Genomic DNA, 15,262 nt, shown 5'->3' with positions numbered 1-15,262 from the left:
GGTTATGGCGGGGAGGAAACACCCGGTTACATTCCGAACCCGGAAGTTAAGCTTCTCAGCGCCGATGGTACTGCACTCGGGAGGGTGTGGGAGAGTAGGTCGCCGCCGGACAATCTTTGATAAGGAAAGGCCTCACGCCAGGTGCGTGGGGCCTTTCCTTATTTTAGGCGTGAGTTAAGCCTTTTCGCTCGGTTCGTTGGTGGCCGATGCGGTTGGGTTTCTGGAAGATTTCTCCGAGTTGTCCGTTGTGCTGTTCCAAGTGCTGGACTGCCGGTCAGTGTGTTGTGGGTTCGCTGGCCTGGGGGCGGCCCGCAGCGCGCTGCCTCAGATGATGACGACCCGGGCCGGGCCACGCTCCTGGCCACGAACGGCGGGCCTCGTGGTTGGCGTTTCGAGGTCAGGGCCGGCCGACCAGAGGCCACAGGACCGGCCGACCTGAGGCCAGGACCGGCCGACCAGGAGGTCAGGAGTGGCCGACCAACGGCCGCTGTCAGTCAGACAGCGGCCGTTGTCAGAAAGGGCCTGATTCAGGGGAAGATCAGGCTCGGGGAAGTCAGGCGGAAAGGGAGCTACTGGGGAAGGACCAGGAGGGCGTCGCCGATGCCGCGCTCCTTGCCGTCGGACGGCTTGTTGACCACCTTGCCCGAGACCACCATCGCCGTGGAGCCACCTCCGTCCAGGTTGATGGCGTTGACCGCGCCCAGCCAGCGCATGAACTGGGCGGCCTCCACGAAGTTCGCCCCGATCGTCGTGCCGGGCTTGCGGCCGTCGATCGTGGCCAGGATGAGGCTGCCGTCCTTGGTCGTGCCGAGGAGGGTGCGTGGGTGGCGACGGAGGATCATGTTCAGGGAGTCGTGGCCGTCCCGCTTGGCGGTGATCTTCACCTTGCCGTTGCGCACCAGGCCGACGCTGCCCGCGATCACGTTCAGGTCCGGGGTCAGCGCGAGCGGCTCCTTGGTACGCAGGTCCATCACCTTGGTGTCGACCCGCATCGTCCAGTCCTGCCAGGCGTGCTGGTTGATCCAGTCGGAGGCCAGGCCGTTGCCGTGCAGCACCCGCGTCCCGGCGGACACCGCGGCGCCCGAGGCACGCAGGGCGACGACCTTGCCGCCCGCGTCGAGGACGGCGTCGGTGCCGCCGGTGGGTGTCTTGGCCCCGTACTCCTCTGTGTACAGCACCAGCTCGTCCGTCGCGGCGGCTCGGTTGACCCCGTTGGTCGCGATCTGCTCGCCGTCCTGCGAGGTCACGATGACGCTCGTCTCCACTTCGGTGATCTTCGCGCTGCGGCCCTTGAGCACCACCGCGGAGCGGCCGGGGACCGCCTCGCTCAGCAGCTTGCCGCCCACCACGGAGGCGCCGACGGGCTCGCCGCGCAGTTCGGTGGCGGTGTGGATGTTGAAGAAGCCGCCGTTGACGCCGATCACCGCCTTGCCCGCCTTGGCCATCGAGGAGACGGTCTCCCGCTTGGCTACGCTGGTGCCGACCGAGGCCGCGTACGAGCCGCGGAACGTCTTCGCGTCGATCAGGACGACCTTGGCGTCCCAGGGGCCGGTGGTCTTGAGCCCGTCGTCGCCGAGGTAGTCGACCTTGACCTTCAGGTCCGCGTCCTCCTTGAGCTTCTCGGCCATCTCTTCGGCCTTCTTCTTGTCCTTGAGGGACCACAGGCCGACGCGGACCATGTACACGGTCTGGGAGGGGGTGTCGGCGACAGCCGGGCGGATCACCTTCTGCAGGCTGGCGGCCTCGCCTGCGGCCTCCACGGCGGCCACCGTGGCCTCGGCCGCCGTCAGCGAGCCGGCGTCCTTGCCGTTCGGCAGTAGCACGGTCACCGTGTAGCCGTCGGTCGACGTGCCCGCCTTCACGCTGTAGAGGTCGATGCCCTGGGTCACGGCGGTCATGGTCTTGGTCGGCGCGGGCCGGGTGCCCAGGGGGAACTTGGCGGTCGGGAAGCGCACCACCTGTTGTTCCGCCGTGGCGGGCAACGTGGTGAGCGTGAGTGCCGCGGCAATGGCCAAGCCGCCGGCGACGCTGCGTCGAGACATGAATGCTCCAGAGGGCGGTAAAGGGACCGGCACCATCGTGGCGAGATCAAGGTCTCTCCGGCAGGCGAACACGCCAATCGAGGGAAGAGGTTACGAGATTGACATCCCGCTTGAACGCGATGGAACAGCACGAGGCGCACGGATCGCGCCTCGTGCGGGGTGCCGCGCATCGGATCGCGCCTCGCGCGGGGTGCCGCGCATCGGATCGCGCCTCGCGCGGGGTGCCGCGCATCGGATCGCGCCTCGCGCGGGGGTGCTCAGCGGTTTTCGCGGCGGAAGGACTCCAGGGCCAGCAGGGCCACGTGGAGCGACAGGCACGACTCGACGTCGTCGAGGTCGGTTTCGAGGATGCGTTCGAGGCGGCGCAGCCGGTCGTAGAAGGCGGGCCTGGACAGGTGGGCCTTCTGCGCGGCCACCGCCTTGTTACGGCCGGAGTCCAGATAGATGCGCAGGATCCGGGCGAGGTCGCCGCCCCGCTGCGCGTCGTGCGCGAGCAGCGGCCCCAGCTCTCGCTCGGCGAACGTCTGCAGCCGGGCGTCGTCGCGCAGCAGGTGCAGCAGGCCGCGCAGGCGCAGGTCGGGCAGCCGGTAGAAGGGGCGGCCGTCCGGCTGGCGCACCGCCACGTCGGCCACCTGCTCGGCTTCGAGGAAGCTGCGGCGTACGTCCCTGATGGACTCCACCATCGAGCCGGCGGCCAGCACGAACGCCGAGCCGGGCCGCCACAACATGCGCAGCCGCTCGGAGAGCGTGGTCAGCGCGGGCTCGGCCTGGGTGCGCGGCGGCAGCGGCAGCAGCACCCCGACGCGCTCCTGGTCGAGTGCGCCGACCAGGGCGGGCAGCCGGGCGTCGCGGCAGGCCGCGGCGGTCGCCTCGGCCAGCTCGCCGAGCTGGGCCTGCCCGTCGAGGGCCTGGTCCACCGGATCGGTCGGGCGGATCACCACGCTGACCAGCCGACGTCCCGTGAGTGGCACGCCGACGGCGCGGGCGCGGGCGGCGGCCTCGTCGGGGTCGGCGTAGGCGTGGGTGAGGATGCCGGTGATGATCGTGCCGTGCGCCTGGCGTTCGAGTGACTCCTGGTGCCGCTCCAGCAGCCGGCCCAGGGCGAGCGTGGTGGCGGCGCGCTCGGCCAGCACCATGTCGCGTGGGGTCGGCGGCGTGTCGCAGAGCAGGATCAGCCGGCCCCAGTCCTGCCCGCGCGCCCCGACCGTGGTGACCAGCCAGCCGGAGGCCTGATCGTACGCAGTGCGCTCCGCCGGGGACACCGCCCTGGACCTGGTCTCCCACCCGGCCAGCAGGATGCCCGCGTCGCGCCCCGCGGACTCGGCGGCCAGCACCTGGTGGGCGAGGTTTTCCAGCAGCACCGGGCGGTTGGACAGCCTGGCCACCTGGGCGAGCACCTCGGCGGGCGAGGCGCCCTCCACCGACAGCTCGGTGAAGACCTCGTGGAGCTGCTCGGAGGCTCGCAGCTCCTCAAGCTGGATGTCGATGATCCGCGCGTGCACGGACTCGGTGATCTGCACGAACGGTGTCTCCCGGGTCAGCACGATGACCGGCAGGCCGTGCTCCTCGGCGGTCTTGACCACGGCGCGCGGCAGCTCGCGTACGAACCTGCGGCCCAGCTCCACGATCAGGCCCGAGGCACCGACGGAGGAGAGCTCGCCGATGTAGTCGCCGAGCTTCTCCGGATCCTCCGGTAGCGCGACCCCCGTGGTGAGGACCAGTTCGCCGCCGCGGAGCAGGTGGGCGATGTCGGCGATCTCGCCGACGTGCACCCACCGAACCCTGCTGTCGAGCCGGTCGGCGCCCGCGACCACGCGCGGGCTGCCCCGGCGGACGCTCTCCAGAGCGAGGACATCGGCGATGGTGGGCAACACGGGGCAGAGCCTAGCCGATCAACCTGTAATAACGGCTATGCTCCGGCTTACGCTTTGTCACGGGTTGAGGTCCTCCTCCAGAAATTCCCTGCGCGGTTCGCGTACGCGGAGCTCCACCCGGCGGATCTTTCCGGAGATCGTCTTGGGCAGTTCGTCGAACTCCAGCCGCCGCACCCGCTTGTAGGGCGCCAACTCCCTGCGGCAGTGCTCGAAGATCGAGCGCGCGGTCGCCTCGTCCGCCTCGAACCCGGGCGCGAGCGTCACATAAGCCTTCGGCACGGCCAGCCGTACCGGATCGGGCGCGGGCACCACGGCCGCCTCCGCGACGGCGGCGTGCTCCAGCAGCACGCTCTCCAGCTCGAACGGCGAGATGCGGTAGTCGCTGGCCTTGAAGACGTCGTCGGTCCGGCCCACGTAGGTGATGTAACCGTCCTGGTCGCGGGTGGCGACGTCGCCGGTGTGGTAGTAGCCGTCGCGCATCGCTTCACCCGTTCCACCGACATATCCGGACATGAGGCCGAGTGGGCGGCGATCGTCCAGCGGCAGGCAGATCTCGCCGTCGTCGCCGTGCTCGCCCGTCACCGGGTCGATCAGCACGACCTGGTAACCAGGTAGCGGCCGGCCCATCGACCCGGGCTTGACCTGTTCGTCCGGCGCGTTCCCGATCTGCGCGGTGGTCTCGGTCTGCCCGTAGCCGTCCCTGATCGTGATGCCCCACGCCTTGGCCACCTGGTCGATGATCTCGGGGTTGAGCGGCTCGCCGGCGGCCACGGCCGTACGCAGGGGAGTTGTCCAGGCATGCAGGTCCTCCTGGATGAGCATGCGCCACACGGTCGGCGGCGCGCAGAACGTGGTGACCCGCTCGTCCCGCAGCACCTGCAGAAGCGCGGGCGCGGTGAACCGCCGGTAGTCGTGGATCAGTACGGTGGCCCCCGCGTTCCAGGGCGCGAACACGTTGCTCCAGGCGTGCTTGGCCCACCCGGGCGAGGAGACGTTGAGGTGCACGTCGCCGGGTTTGAGCCCGATCCAGGCCATCGTCGACAGGTGCCCGGCCGGATAGGAGGCGTGGGTGTGCTCGACCAGCTTCGGCTGGGAGGTGGTGCCGGAGGTGAAGTAGAGCAGCAGCGTGTCGCCGGCCAGGGTCGGCCCGTCGGGGGTGAAGCTCTCGTGCGCCTCGTAAGCCTCGTGGTAGGGCAGCCAGTTGTAGGCGTCGCCCACCGCGATCTTCGTGAACTCCCCGGCACCGAACTTGCCCGCGTCGGCGGCGTTGGCGATCACGTGGGAGACGCCGCCCCGCTCGATCCGCTCGGCGACGTCCTTGGCCGTCAGCAGCGTCGTGGCCGGGATGATGACCGCGCCCAGCTTCATCGCGGCCAGCAGCGACTCCCACAGCTCGGCCTGGTTGCCCAGCATGAGCAGGACCCGGTCGCCCCGGCGCACCCCCTGCTGGTGCAGCCAGTTGGCGACCTGGTTGGTACGCGCCGACAACTCGGCGAAGGTGAAACGGGCCTCGCTCTCCCCAACGATCTTGAGGGCGACGGCGTCAGGGGTCTCGGCGGCCAGGACCCCGTCGAACCAGTCGAGCGCCCAGTTGAACTCCCCGAGCTCCGGCCAGCGGAAATCGCGGCGGGCGGTGGCGGGGTCGGCGTCGAGGAGGAAGTCGCGGGCTGCACGGAAAACGCTCATGCCCGGATCCTGCTACGTCGCCAGCCGCCGCTCAAGGCCGTCGAGCACCGAGAGCAGGCCGAAGTCGAAGGCCATGGCGCGAACGGCCCGCGGATCGTCGTAGGAGGTCATGTTGATGCGCTCCAGGAGGTCGGGGAACTGGGCCGCGGCTCTCGCGACCGAGGCGCGCATCTCGTCGGCGTCGTAGTCCTTGTCGCCCATCGTCGCGTCCCAGGCGACCTCCGGGCTCGTCATGCCGAAGACGTAGGCGGTCAGCGTGGCGTTGGCGAAGTCGATGTCCATCCCGGAGAACCCGGCCACTTTGAACATCCTGCGCATCCTGTCCGCCACGTGCATCGCGTTCGGGCCGAGGGCGGGCAGTCGGCCGAGGAGGTCGGCCGACCACGGGTGGCGCAGCATGGCCTGGCGCATGCTGTAGGCCAGGACGGTGGCGGACTCGCGCCAGCCCACCTCGTCGGGGTCGGGGACGGTCATCGCGGCCCACACCTCGTCGTAGGCCAGTTCGAGCAGCTCGTCCTTGTTGGCGACGTACCAGTAGAGGCTGGTGGCGCCCGCGCTCAGCTTGGCGCCGAGCTTGCGCATGCTCAGCCCGTTGAGGCCCTCCTCGTCGAGCAGTTCCACGGCGGCGCGGACGATCTCTTGGCGACTGCGCCCCGGGCTCGTGGCCTTGCGTGGTTCGCGCAGCCAGACGGAGGTGAACGACTTGCTCATGGACTCAAGGATAAAACTACTCGCACACCGTACGAGGATCGCCGTACAGTGTGCGAGTGAATTCGAACACTGTGCGAGACCCTCGTCGCTGGTGGGTGCTCGTAGTCCTGTGCCTCTCGCTGCTGGTGCTGACCGTGGACGGCACCGTGCTGAACCTGGCGATCCCCTCCCTGATCGAGGAGCTGGGCGCCACCCCCTCCGACATCCAGTGGATCCTCGACGCCTACGTGCTCGTCTTCGCCGGGCTGCTGCTCACCGCGGGCAGCCTGTCCGACCGGTACGGGCGCAGGAAATTCCTGGTCATCGGCCTGGCGATCTTCGGCGGCGCGTCGCTGCTCGCGGTGGTGGCCAGCGCACCCTGGCAGGTGATCGGTGCCCGGGCCCTGATGGGGGTCGGAGGGTCGATCCTGATGCCCTCCACGCTGTCGATCCTCATGACCGTCTTCGACGAGGAGGAGCGGCGCAAGGCCATGGCCATCTGGGCCAGCGTCGCGATGCTCGGTGTGGTCGTGGGCCCGACCCTGGGCGGTTTCCTCCTGGAGCACTACTGGTGGGGCTCGGTCTTCCTGCTCAACATCCCGGTCGCGGCGCTGGCCATCCTGGCAGCGTTCACGCTGATGCCGGAGACCCGCGGCGGCGGCCGGAAGATCGACCCGGTCGGCGTGGTGCTGTCGATCATCGGTCTGACCTCCGCCGTGTACGTCATCATCGAGCGCGAATGGAACCCCTTCGTCATCGCGCTGGCCGTGGTCGCGCTGGCCGCGTTCGTGATCTGGGAGCGGCGCTCGGAGCATCCGATGCTGCCGCTGCGGCTGTTCACGAACCGGAACTTCAGCGGCGCCTCCTTCTCCATCCTGCTGATGTCGTTCGGGGCCGGCGCGGTGCTGCTGATGCTCACCCAGTACCTGCAGTTCGTGCTGGGTTACGGCGAGTTGCAGGCCGGGGTGGCGATCCTGCCGCAGGCGGGGGCCGCGGTGGTGTTCAACGGGATCGGCGCCGCGCTGGGGAAGAAGGTGAGCAACCGGGTGCTGGTCTCGGCCGGGCTGCTCGTCATGGGCGGCGGGTTCGCGGTGCTGGCGACCACGACCGGCTACCTGCCGCTGATGTTCGCCCTGGTGCTGATGGGCGTGGGGGGCGGGCTGGCCGGCCCGTCCGCGTACGCCTCCCTCATGGGGGCGATCCCGATGGAGCACGCCGGTGTGGGCTCGGCCCTCAACGACACCGTCCAGCAGGTCGGGCTCGCCCTGAGCATCGCCGTCCTGGGCAGCGTGCTGGCCGGGGTGTTCACCTCCTCGATGCCCGCCGACGCGCCCGCGGCGGCCCAGGACATCGGCGGGGCGTTCGCGCTGGGCATCGTCGAGCCCGCCAAGGAGGCGTTCACGGCCGCGGTGCACGTCGGGTCGTGGGTGGGTGCCGGGTTCAGCGTGGCCGCCGCGCTGCTGGCGTTCACGGTGCTGCGCCCGGCGCCTCCCGTCGCCGCTCCCGCGCCCGAGCCCGAGCCCGAGGAGAGCCCGGTCTAGCGGACACGGGGCTCCCTCATGCGCTCCAGGCTGTCGAGTTTGTGGGTGCGCTCGTCGTGGCCGATCTGCCGGAGCAGGTCGGCCACCGAGCGGTGGCGGCCGTACTCGGCGGCGTACGTGCCGGGGTCGGGCACGAAGTCCAGGTCCGGGTTCTCGGCCACGAAGGTCATGTACTCGTGCTCGGCGTGGTCCTCGAACTCCGCGTTGAGCCGGTAACTCCAGTCCGGCCTGACCAGGAACAGCACCCACGACACGTGGTAGTAGAAGAACGCGATCAGCCACGGAGCGGCCTTGTGGAGCAGCCACGACTGCTTCTGCCCGGCGCGCTGCACGAGGTCCTGCATGATCAGCAGGTGCCACTGCTCGTTGTCCTGGTCGGCGCGGGCCTCCACGATGCGCTCGAAGACCCTCCTGGCCAGCGCGGAGCGGCCCGCGTGCCGGTGCACGGCCCAGTAGCCCATGCGCTCCCACGCCTGGTACGGCACCCGCGCGATGATCTCCAGCATGGCGAACTTCGTGTACGAGCCCTGTTCGCCGTACATGAGGTCCACGGGCTTGAACATCATTCTGGCCAGCAGGCTGTAGTCCATGCGCGGGGTGTCCATCGTCTCCTGCTGGGCCCGGCGGAGCCGGTCGCGGTCGAGCTTGGGCGGCCCGGACGGGGCCTGCGGCCGGTGGTCGACGGTGACGGTCATCTCGATCTCTCCTTCGCGTTTCGTGACGCACCGATCGTCGTCGAGGGGACCGGCCCGGGGCGTCGCCCGGCGGGCGGAATCCGAGGTGCTTCCGCGGGGGTAGCCGCCCACCCGTCCCTACGCCTCCAGGAGCACGGGCGAACCCTTAGGGGATGCCGTCGGGTAGTTTGCAAGTTGTAAGGGATTTTGCCGCCACGGCTTCAGATCGCAGGGTAGGACGGCGAGGACGGGAAACGGGATACTCAGTAACATGTCGGAGCTACTCGCGCGCCACCGGGCAGTGATCCCCAATTGGGTGGCACTCAACTACAACGAGCCCATCGAGATCGTCAGCGGCAAGGGCAATCGCGTCATCGACGCCGACGGCAAGAGCTACCTGGACTTCTTCGCCGGAATCCTGACCAACATGATCGGCTACGACGTGCCCGAAGTGCGTGAGGCCGTCGAGCGCCAGATCGCCACCGGCGTGGTCCACACCAGCACCGCCTACCTGCTGCGCGGCCAGATCGAGCTGGCCGAGAAGATCGTGCGGCTCTCCGGCATCCCGGACGCCAAGGTCTTCTTCACCAATTCCGGGACCGAGGCCAACGAGACCGCGCTGCTCCTGGCGACGTACGCGCGCAAGAGCGACCAGGTGCTCGCCATGCGGCAGAGCTACCACGGGCGCAGCTTCGGCGCGATGAGCATCACCGCCAACCGGGCGTGGAAGAACAACTCGCTGTCCCCGCTCAACGTGCACTTCCTGCACGGCACCGACCGGCACCTCACCCAGTTCCAGGGGATGACGGACGCCGAATACATCAAGGCGTGCGTGGAGGACCTGCGCCACCTGCTGGCCACCGGGGTCTCCAACGACGTGGCCGCGCTGATCGCCGAGCCGATCCAGGGCGTGGGCGGGTTCACGATGGCGCCCGACGGGCTGTTCGCCACGTACCAGGAGGTGCTGGCGGAGCAGGGCATCCTGTTCATCTCCGACGAGGTGCAGACCGGCTGGGGGCGCACCGGCACCGCGTTCTTCGGCATCCAGAACCACGGCGTGACCCCTGACATGATCACGTTCGCGAAGGGACTGGGCAACGGGTTCGCCGTCGGCGGCGTCGTGGCGCGCGGCGACCTGATGGACGCTCCGCACGCCGTGGGCCTGTCCACGTTCGGTGGCAACCCCATCTCCATGGCCGCCGCCAACGCGACCCTCGACTACGTGCTGGACCACAACCTGCAGGGCAACGCCGCCCGCACCGGGAAGATCATCAACGACGGGCTCAGGGCGGCGGCGGCGCGGCTGCCGGTCGTCAAGGAGGTGCGCGGCAAGGGGCTGATGTTCGCCGTCGAGCTGCAGAGCCCGGCCCAGGCCGCCCGCTTCATGGAGGAGACCAAGAAGGCGGGCCTGCTGGCGGGCAAGGGCGGCCTGTACGGCAACGCCATCCGCATGGCCCCGCCCCTCACCCTCACGGTCGAGGAGGCCACAGAGGGCCTGGCCATAATCGTGAACGTGCTGGAGATCATCAACGCGGAGGCGGCGGGACAGTGAAGTCCGTCAAGCACTGGATCAACGGAGCTCCACGGGAGGGTGACCCCCGCGCCGCGGAGCTCTTCAACCCGGCGACGGGCGAGGTCAGCGGGCACGTGGCGCTGGCCTCGGCCGCCGACGTGGACGAGGCCGTGGCGGCCGCCGTCGCGGCGTTCCCCGAGTGGCGGGACGCGTCGCTGACCAGGCGGACGCAGGTGCTGTTCCGCTTCCGCGAGCTCATGTACGCCCACCGCGACGAGCTGGCCGCGCTGATCTCCTCCGAGCACGGCAAGGTGCACGCCGACGCGCTCGGCGAGGTGGCCAGGGGGCTGGAGGTCGTGGAGTTCGCCTGCGGGATCCCCCACCTGCTCAAGGGCGGCTTCTCCGAGGGCGTCTCGACCCGCGTCGACTCCTACTCGATCCGCCAGCCGCTGGGCGTCGTGGCCGGGATCACGCCGTTCAACTTCCCCGCCATGGTGCCGATGTGGATGTTCCCGGTCGCCATCGCGTGCGGGAACGCGTTCGTGCTCAAGCCGTCGGAGAAGGACCCGTCGGCGTCGTTGCTCATGGCGCGGCTCTGGCAGGAGGCCGGGCTGCCCGACGGCGTGTTCAACGTCGTACAGGGTGACAAGGTCGCCGTGGACCGGCTGCTGGAGCACCCGGACGTGCGCGGCGTGTCGTTCGTCGGATCCACCCCGATCGCGAAATACGTCTACGAGACCGGCACCGCGCACGGCAAGCGGGTGCAGGCGCTCGGCGGCGCGAAGAACCACATGCTCGTGCTCCCCGACGCCGACCTCGACCTGGTGGCGGACTCGGCGGTGTCGGCGGGGTTCGGCTCGGCGGGCGAGCGGTGCATGGCGATCTCCGTCGTGCTGGCCGTGGACCCGATCGGCGACGAGCTCGTCCAGAAGATCATCGAGCGGGTGGACAAGCTGGTGCTCGGCCCCGGGGACGACCCGAAGTCCGAGATGGGACCGCTGGTGACCGCGGCACACCGCGACAAGGTCGCCTCCTACCTCGACCTCGGCGTCGAGGAGGGCGCCAAGCTGGTCGTGGACGGCCGCGCGACGGCCGTGCTCGGCGGTGGCAGGGCGGCCGAGACGTCCGGCTTCTGGCTCGGCCCGACCGTGCTCGACCACGTCCCCGTGGGCTCCAGGACGCACACCGAGGAGATCTTCGGCCCGGTGCTGTCCGTCGTGCGCGTCGGCTCCTACGAGGAGGGCCTGAAGGTCATCAACGACGGCCTGTACGGCAACGGCACCGCGATCTTCACCAACGACGGCGGCGCGGCCCGGCGCTTCCAGAACGAGGTCGAGGTCGGCATGGTCGGCATCAACGTGCCCATCCCGGTGCCGATGGCCTACTACAGCTTCGGAGGCTGGAAGTCCTCGCTCTTCGGCGACACGCACGTGCACGGCACCGAGGGCGTGCACTTCTACACCCGTGGCAAGGTCGTCACCTCACGCTGGCTCGACCCCTCGCACGGCGGCGTGAACCTGGGCTTCCCGACGAACAGGTAAGCCTGTCCGAGTCACCGGTAAGCTCCTGATCGTGAAAGCTCGTCGTGCCCCTACCACTGTCGTGGCCGTTTCCGCGCTGCTCGCGACGCTGGGCGCGGCGGGCCCCACGCCCACGCCCAGCCCGTCCCCGACCGCCACGCAGAGCGACGGCACCCTGCGGATCCTCACCTACCGCGGCTACGCCGAATACGGCGGCATCAGCTCGCGGGTCAACTGGGTGGGCTCGTTCGAGAAGGAGACCGGCTGCCGGATCGCCAAGCTCGACACCGTGCAGACCGCGGCGGAGATGGAGGGGCTGGCCGAGCAGCCCTACGACGTGATCTCGGCCGGGCCCGTCCTGGCCGCCGATCTGGTCGCGAACAAGCGGGTCCAGCCGCTCGACCCGGCCAAGATCACCGGCTACGAGGACATCGACGAGCGCTTCCGCGACATGTCCACGGTGTCGGGCAAGGTCTACGGCGTGCCCTACCTGTGGGGATCCCACGAGTTCATCTACGACTCGACCAGGGTCAAGGGCAACCTGGACCAGGTCTTCGAGTCCGGCCGGGTCGCGCTCGAGGACACCCCGCTGACGATCGCCGACGCCGCCCTGGCCGCCGGATCCGTGGACGATCCCTACGAGCTCACCGAGGAGCAGCTCGACCGGGCGATGACGCTGCTGGAGCAGCGGAAGGACCGCTCCTACTGGCAGAATCCGATCGACCTGGTCCAGGGCTTCGCCACCGGCTCGATCGACTACGCGCAGACCACCCCTTACTACCGCCTGCTGCTGCAGCAGGCCGGCCTGCCGGTCAAGACGGTGCGGACGGCCGAGACCACCGGCTGGGTGGACTCCTGGATGCTCGGCGCCAACCTCCCCGACACCACATGCGCCTACCGCTGGCTCAACTGGGTGACCACGCCCGACGCGCAACGCGACGCCGCCGCCTGGGTGGGGATGGCCCCGGCCAACGACGAGGCGTGCAAGGGGCGGGGCAAGGTGATGTGCGAAGTGTTCGGGGTCGGCGACGACAAGCGGCTCGACCGGATCGCCTTTGCCGTCAGTCCCCCCGGGGATTGCCGGGCGGAGGAAGGGGAATGCACTGACTATGACGCCTGGAAGAGACGGTGGGAGACACTTCCCCACTGAGTGGGCGCCATCGACCCCGACCTGACTGTGCCGCGGGCGCGCCCCTCCCCCCGCTGGGCGTGACCTGCAGAGACGCCCCGGGGCTTCCCCCCGTCCCGGGGCGTCTCGCTCAGCGATTGGGAAACGCCACGACCGTGGCCAAGGGAGCGGGTTGGAGCGCCTCGGCGCAGTCGCCGCAGGCAAGGACCGGCGAGTTGTCGGGCAGCCGCCCGACGCGGACACGCGGTCGCGGCCATCTCTTGTGGCAGACGACACAGGCGTCGCCGTCGCGCTGGGCCCAGGTCAGACCCTCAGGGTCGAACGTCAACATGCTCCGCGCCGTTCTGGTGGGACCCCAGTTCATCACGCTCCCAGCAGCCATCGCCCATCCGTACGTCGGAACCGTTATAACCCTGACCGAGGCTGTGATCCGCTAGCGCAGCGTCAAGTCAGAGTGAATTCTCTTCCCTGGTGACGGCAGTTACACCAACAAAATCGGGCATCCAACCGCAAGCCGGATGCCCGATTGGTTGGGGATTGTGTTAGAGAGCGGCGATGGCTTTCTCCAGGATGCCGAGGCCCTCCTCCAGCAACTGCTCGGGGATGACCAGGGGCGGCAGGAAACGTAGCACGTTGCCGTACGTGCCCGCCGTCAGCACCAGCAGCCCCTCCGCGTGGCAGCGTTTGACGATCTCCTGCAAGGCGGCCGGGTTCGGCTCCTTGGTGCCCGGCTCGACCAGCTCGATCGCGATCATCGCGCCCCGGCCGCGTACGTCGCCGATCATGGCGAAGCGCTCCTGCAGTGCCCTGAGCCGGGGGAGCATGATGTCGCCGATGCGCCGGGCCTTGGCGGCCAGGTCCTCCTCCTCGATGGTCTCCAACACGCCGAGCGCCGCCTCGCAGGCCAGCGGGTTGCCGCCGTACGTGCCGCCGAGGCCGCCGACGTGCACCTCGTCCATGAGCTCGGCGCGCCCGGTCACGGCGGCCAGCGGCAGGCCGCCGGCGATGCCCTTGGCGGTGGTGATGATGTCCGGCACGACGCCCTCGTCCTCACACGCGAACAACGTCCCGGTACGCGCGAAGCCGGTCTGCACCTCGTCGGCCACGAACACGATCCCGTGGGCCCGGCAGAACTCGGCGATCCGCGGCAGGAACCCCCTGGCCGGCACGATGAACCCGCCCTCGCCCGCGATCGGCTCGATCACCACGGCGGCCACGTTCTCGGCGCCGATCTGCTTGGTGATCATGTCGATCGCCTGCGCGGCGGCCTCCTCGGCGCAGTTCTCCGGCCCACCCGGCCAGCGGAACGGGTAGGCCAGCGGCGCCCGGTACACCTCCGGGGCGAACGGGCCGAACCTGTGCTTGTAGGGCATGTTCTTGGCCGTCAGCGTCATCGTGAGCAGGGTGCGGCCGTGGTAGCCGTGCTCGAACACCACCACGGCCTGCCGGCCGGTGGCGTGGCGGGCGATCTTGACAGCGTTCTCGACGGCCTCGGCGCCCGAGTTCACCAGGAAGGTGCGCTTCTCGTGGTCGCCGGGTGTCAGCTCGTTGAGCTTCTCGCACACCCGGACGTACGACTCGTACGGGGTGACCATGAAACAGGTGTGGGTGAAGTCGGCGACCTGCTTCTGGACCCGTTCGACGACCTTCGGGGCGGCGTTGCCCACGTTCGTGACGGCGATGCCGGAACCGAAGTCGATCAGCGAGTTCCCGTCGGCGTCCTGCACCACGCCGCCGCCCGCGCGGGTGACGAAGACCGGCAGGGTGGTGCCGATGCCCTGCGGGACGGCGGCCTGCTTGCGGGCCAGCAGCTCCTGCGACTTCGGGCCTGGGATCGCGGTCACGACGCGCCGCTCCTGGGGAATGCTCATGGTTCCGACGCTACGGCGGGCTCCGACCTGGGCCGATACGTCGATATGTCACACTGGGGAGCGTCAACTTCGCCAGAATGGACAAATTCGTATGCCGCCTTCGCTGCAGACTGTGGCACGCCGCATGGGCCTACGACCACTGGCCGGAACCTCAGCGACGCCGCCCGCCGGACCCCCGTCCGGACCCTCGTCCGGACCCCCGTCCGGACCCCCGTCCGGATCCTCGGCTGGACCCTCGGCTGGGGGCGCGCTGGATGCCGTGGTGCGCTGGGTGGCGGTCAGCGAGCTGGCGGATCCGACGCCGTTCCTGGAGGGCGACGAGCTGCTGCTGACCACCGGCATGCGGATGGAAGGCGATCTGACAGGATATGTCGCCCGCTTGGTGGCGCGCGGCGTGGCCGGGCTCGGCTTCGGCGTCGGCGTCTCGCACGAGGAGGTGCCCGCCGCCCTGATCGCCGCCGCCGACGCGGCCGGGCTGCCGCTGCTGGAGGTGCCGCGCGAGACGCCGTTCATCGCCATCGGCAAGACGGTCAGCGAGCTGCTGGCGGCCGAGCAGTACGAGGAGATCAGCCGGGCCTTCGCCGCCCAGGGCCGCCTTACGCGGGCGGCCCTGCGGCCGGAGGGCATGCACGCGGTCATCGACCGGCTGGCCAAGGAGGTCGGCGGCTGGGCAGCCCTGCTGGACGAGACCGGCGAGCCCCGGCACGCGACCCGAGACGCCA

The 15,262-nt window shown here is 69.6% G+C and carries 11 protein-coding genes, 1 rRNA gene and 1 pseudogene; 6 read left to right on the top strand and 7 right to left on the bottom strand.

Features of this window, described 5'->3' with window-relative positions; genetic code table 11:
* A 5S ribosomal RNA gene (rrf, locus tag ABGB18_RS27000) occupies positions 1 to 111 on the top strand; the annotation flags it as partial.
* Positions 112 to 569: 458 nt separating this feature from the next.
* Here rrf and ABGB18_RS26995 read toward each other — a convergent pair.
* From ABGB18_RS26995 to ABGB18_RS26980, 4 genes are all read right to left on the bottom strand, one after another.
* The gene (locus ABGB18_RS26995) at positions 570 to 2,042 is read right to left on the bottom strand and encodes a phosphodiester glycosidase family protein (RefSeq protein ID WP_347698386.1); all 1,473 of its coding nucleotides are present in this window, start codon (positions 2,040 to 2,042) and stop codon (positions 570 to 572) included.
* Between the two features lie 257 nt (positions 2,043 to 2,299).
* Positions 2,300 to 3,916, bottom strand: coding sequence for a PucR family transcriptional regulator ligand-binding domain-containing protein (locus ABGB18_RS26990; protein ID WP_347698385.1), 1,617 nt, complete (start codon positions 3,914 to 3,916; stop codon positions 2,300 to 2,302).
* Positions 3,917 to 3,973: 57 nt separating this feature from the next.
* Positions 3,974 to 5,602 (bottom strand): AMP-binding protein, encoded by a 1,629-nt coding sequence (locus tag ABGB18_RS26985; RefSeq protein WP_347698384.1) that lies wholly within the window; start codon positions 5,600 to 5,602, stop codon positions 3,974 to 3,976.
* A gap of 12 nt (positions 5,603 to 5,614) precedes the next feature.
* Positions 5,615 to 6,313 carry a TetR/AcrR family transcriptional regulator gene (locus tag ABGB18_RS26980; protein ID WP_347698383.1) on the bottom strand — a complete coding sequence of 233 codons (699 nt, stop codon included), beginning with the start codon at positions 6,311 to 6,313 and terminating at the stop codon, positions 5,615 to 5,617.
* Between the two features lie 56 nt (positions 6,314 to 6,369).
* Here ABGB18_RS26980 and ABGB18_RS26975 point away from each other — a divergent pair, with 56 nt between their 5' ends.
* Positions 6,370 to 7,833, top strand: coding sequence for an MFS transporter (locus ABGB18_RS26975; protein WP_347698382.1), 1,464 nt, complete (start codon positions 6,370 to 6,372; stop codon positions 7,831 to 7,833).
* Here ABGB18_RS26975 and ABGB18_RS26970 read toward each other — a convergent pair.
* Entirely contained in the window at positions 7,830 to 8,528 is a 699-nt protein-coding gene (locus ABGB18_RS26970) for an alternative oxidase (RefSeq protein WP_347698381.1), read from the bottom strand. The two genes, ABGB18_RS26975 and ABGB18_RS26970, sit on opposite strands and share 4 nt — an antisense overlap.
* A 250-nt stretch (positions 8,529 to 8,778) precedes the next feature.
* Here ABGB18_RS26970 and ABGB18_RS26965 point away from each other — a divergent pair, with 250 nt between their 5' ends.
* The 3 genes from ABGB18_RS26965 to ABGB18_RS26955 are packed head-to-tail and all read left to right on the top strand — an operon-like array spanning position 8,779 to position 12,690.
* On the top strand, positions 8,779 to 10,059 hold the full coding sequence (locus tag ABGB18_RS26965; protein ID WP_347698380.1) for an aspartate aminotransferase family protein: 1,281 nt from the start codon (positions 8,779 to 8,781) through the stop codon (positions 10,057 to 10,059).
* Positions 10,056 to 11,561, top strand: a complete 1,506-nt coding sequence (locus ABGB18_RS26960; RefSeq protein ID WP_347698379.1) for a CoA-acylating methylmalonate-semialdehyde dehydrogenase — start codon at positions 10,056 to 10,058, stop codon at positions 11,559 to 11,561. Before ABGB18_RS26965 ends, ABGB18_RS26960 begins: the two co-directional genes overlap by 4 nt.
* 31 nt (positions 11,562 to 11,592) lie before the next feature.
* On the top strand, positions 11,593 to 12,690 hold the full coding sequence (locus ABGB18_RS26955; RefSeq protein ID WP_347698378.1) for an extracellular solute-binding protein: 1,098 nt from the start codon (positions 11,593 to 11,595) through the stop codon (positions 12,688 to 12,690).
* A gap of 109 nt (positions 12,691 to 12,799) precedes the next feature.
* Here ABGB18_RS26955 and ABGB18_RS26950 read toward each other — a convergent pair whose 3' ends face one another.
* Complete coding sequence (locus ABGB18_RS26950) at positions 12,800 to 13,000, bottom strand: hypothetical protein (RefSeq protein ID WP_347698400.1); 201 nt, start codon at positions 12,998 to 13,000, stop codon at positions 12,800 to 12,802.
* 211 nt (positions 13,001 to 13,211) lie between these two features.
* On the bottom strand, positions 13,212 to 14,540 hold the full coding sequence (gene gabT, locus ABGB18_RS26945; RefSeq protein WP_347698377.1) for a 4-aminobutyrate--2-oxoglutarate transaminase: 1,329 nt from the start codon (positions 14,538 to 14,540) through the stop codon (positions 13,212 to 13,214).
* Positions 14,541 to 14,759: 219 nt separating this feature from the next.
* Between gabT and ABGB18_RS26940 the strand changes: the two are divergent.
* A pseudogene (locus ABGB18_RS26940) lies at positions 14,760 to 15,222 on the top strand (PucR family transcriptional regulator ligand-binding domain-containing protein); the annotation flags it as partial.
* Positions 15,223 to 15,262 lie beyond the last annotated feature (40 nt).

This window comes from Nonomuraea sp. B12E4, from assembly GCF_039871825.1.
Taxonomy (GTDB): domain Bacteria; phylum Actinomycetota; class Actinomycetes; order Streptosporangiales; family Streptosporangiaceae; genus Nonomuraea.
The sequence above is the reverse complement of the archived record's forward strand: the minus strand, read 5'-3'. Positions and strand labels throughout refer to the sequence as shown.

Bases quoted from the DNA above. Each gene is read 5' to 3' on its own strand.
- ABGB18_RS26995 (WP_347698386.1), bottom strand. From the start codon at position 2,042: ATGTCTCGACGCAGCGTCGCCGGCGGCTTGGCCATTGCCGCGGCACTC.
- ABGB18_RS26985 (WP_347698384.1), bottom strand. From the start codon at position 5,602: ATGAGCGTTTTCCGTGCAGCCCGCGACTTCCTCCTCGACGCCGACCCC.
- ABGB18_RS26980 (WP_347698383.1), bottom strand. From the start codon at position 6,313: ATGAGCAAGTCGTTCACCTCCGTCTGGCTGCGCGAACCACGCAAGGCC.
- ABGB18_RS26970 (WP_347698381.1), bottom strand. From the start codon at position 8,528: ATGACCGTCACCGTCGACCACCGGCCGCAGGCCCCGTCCGGGCCGCCC.
- ABGB18_RS26965 (WP_347698380.1), top strand. From the start codon at position 8,779: ATGTCGGAGCTACTCGCGCGCCACCGGGCAGTGATCCCCAATTGGGTG.
- ABGB18_RS26950 (WP_347698400.1), bottom strand. From the start codon at position 13,000: ATGTTGACGTTCGACCCTGAGGGTCTGACCTGGGCCCAGCGCGACGGC.
- gabT (WP_347698377.1), bottom strand. From the start codon at position 14,540: ATGAGCATTCCCCAGGAGCGGCGCGTCGTGACCGCGATCCCAGGCCCG.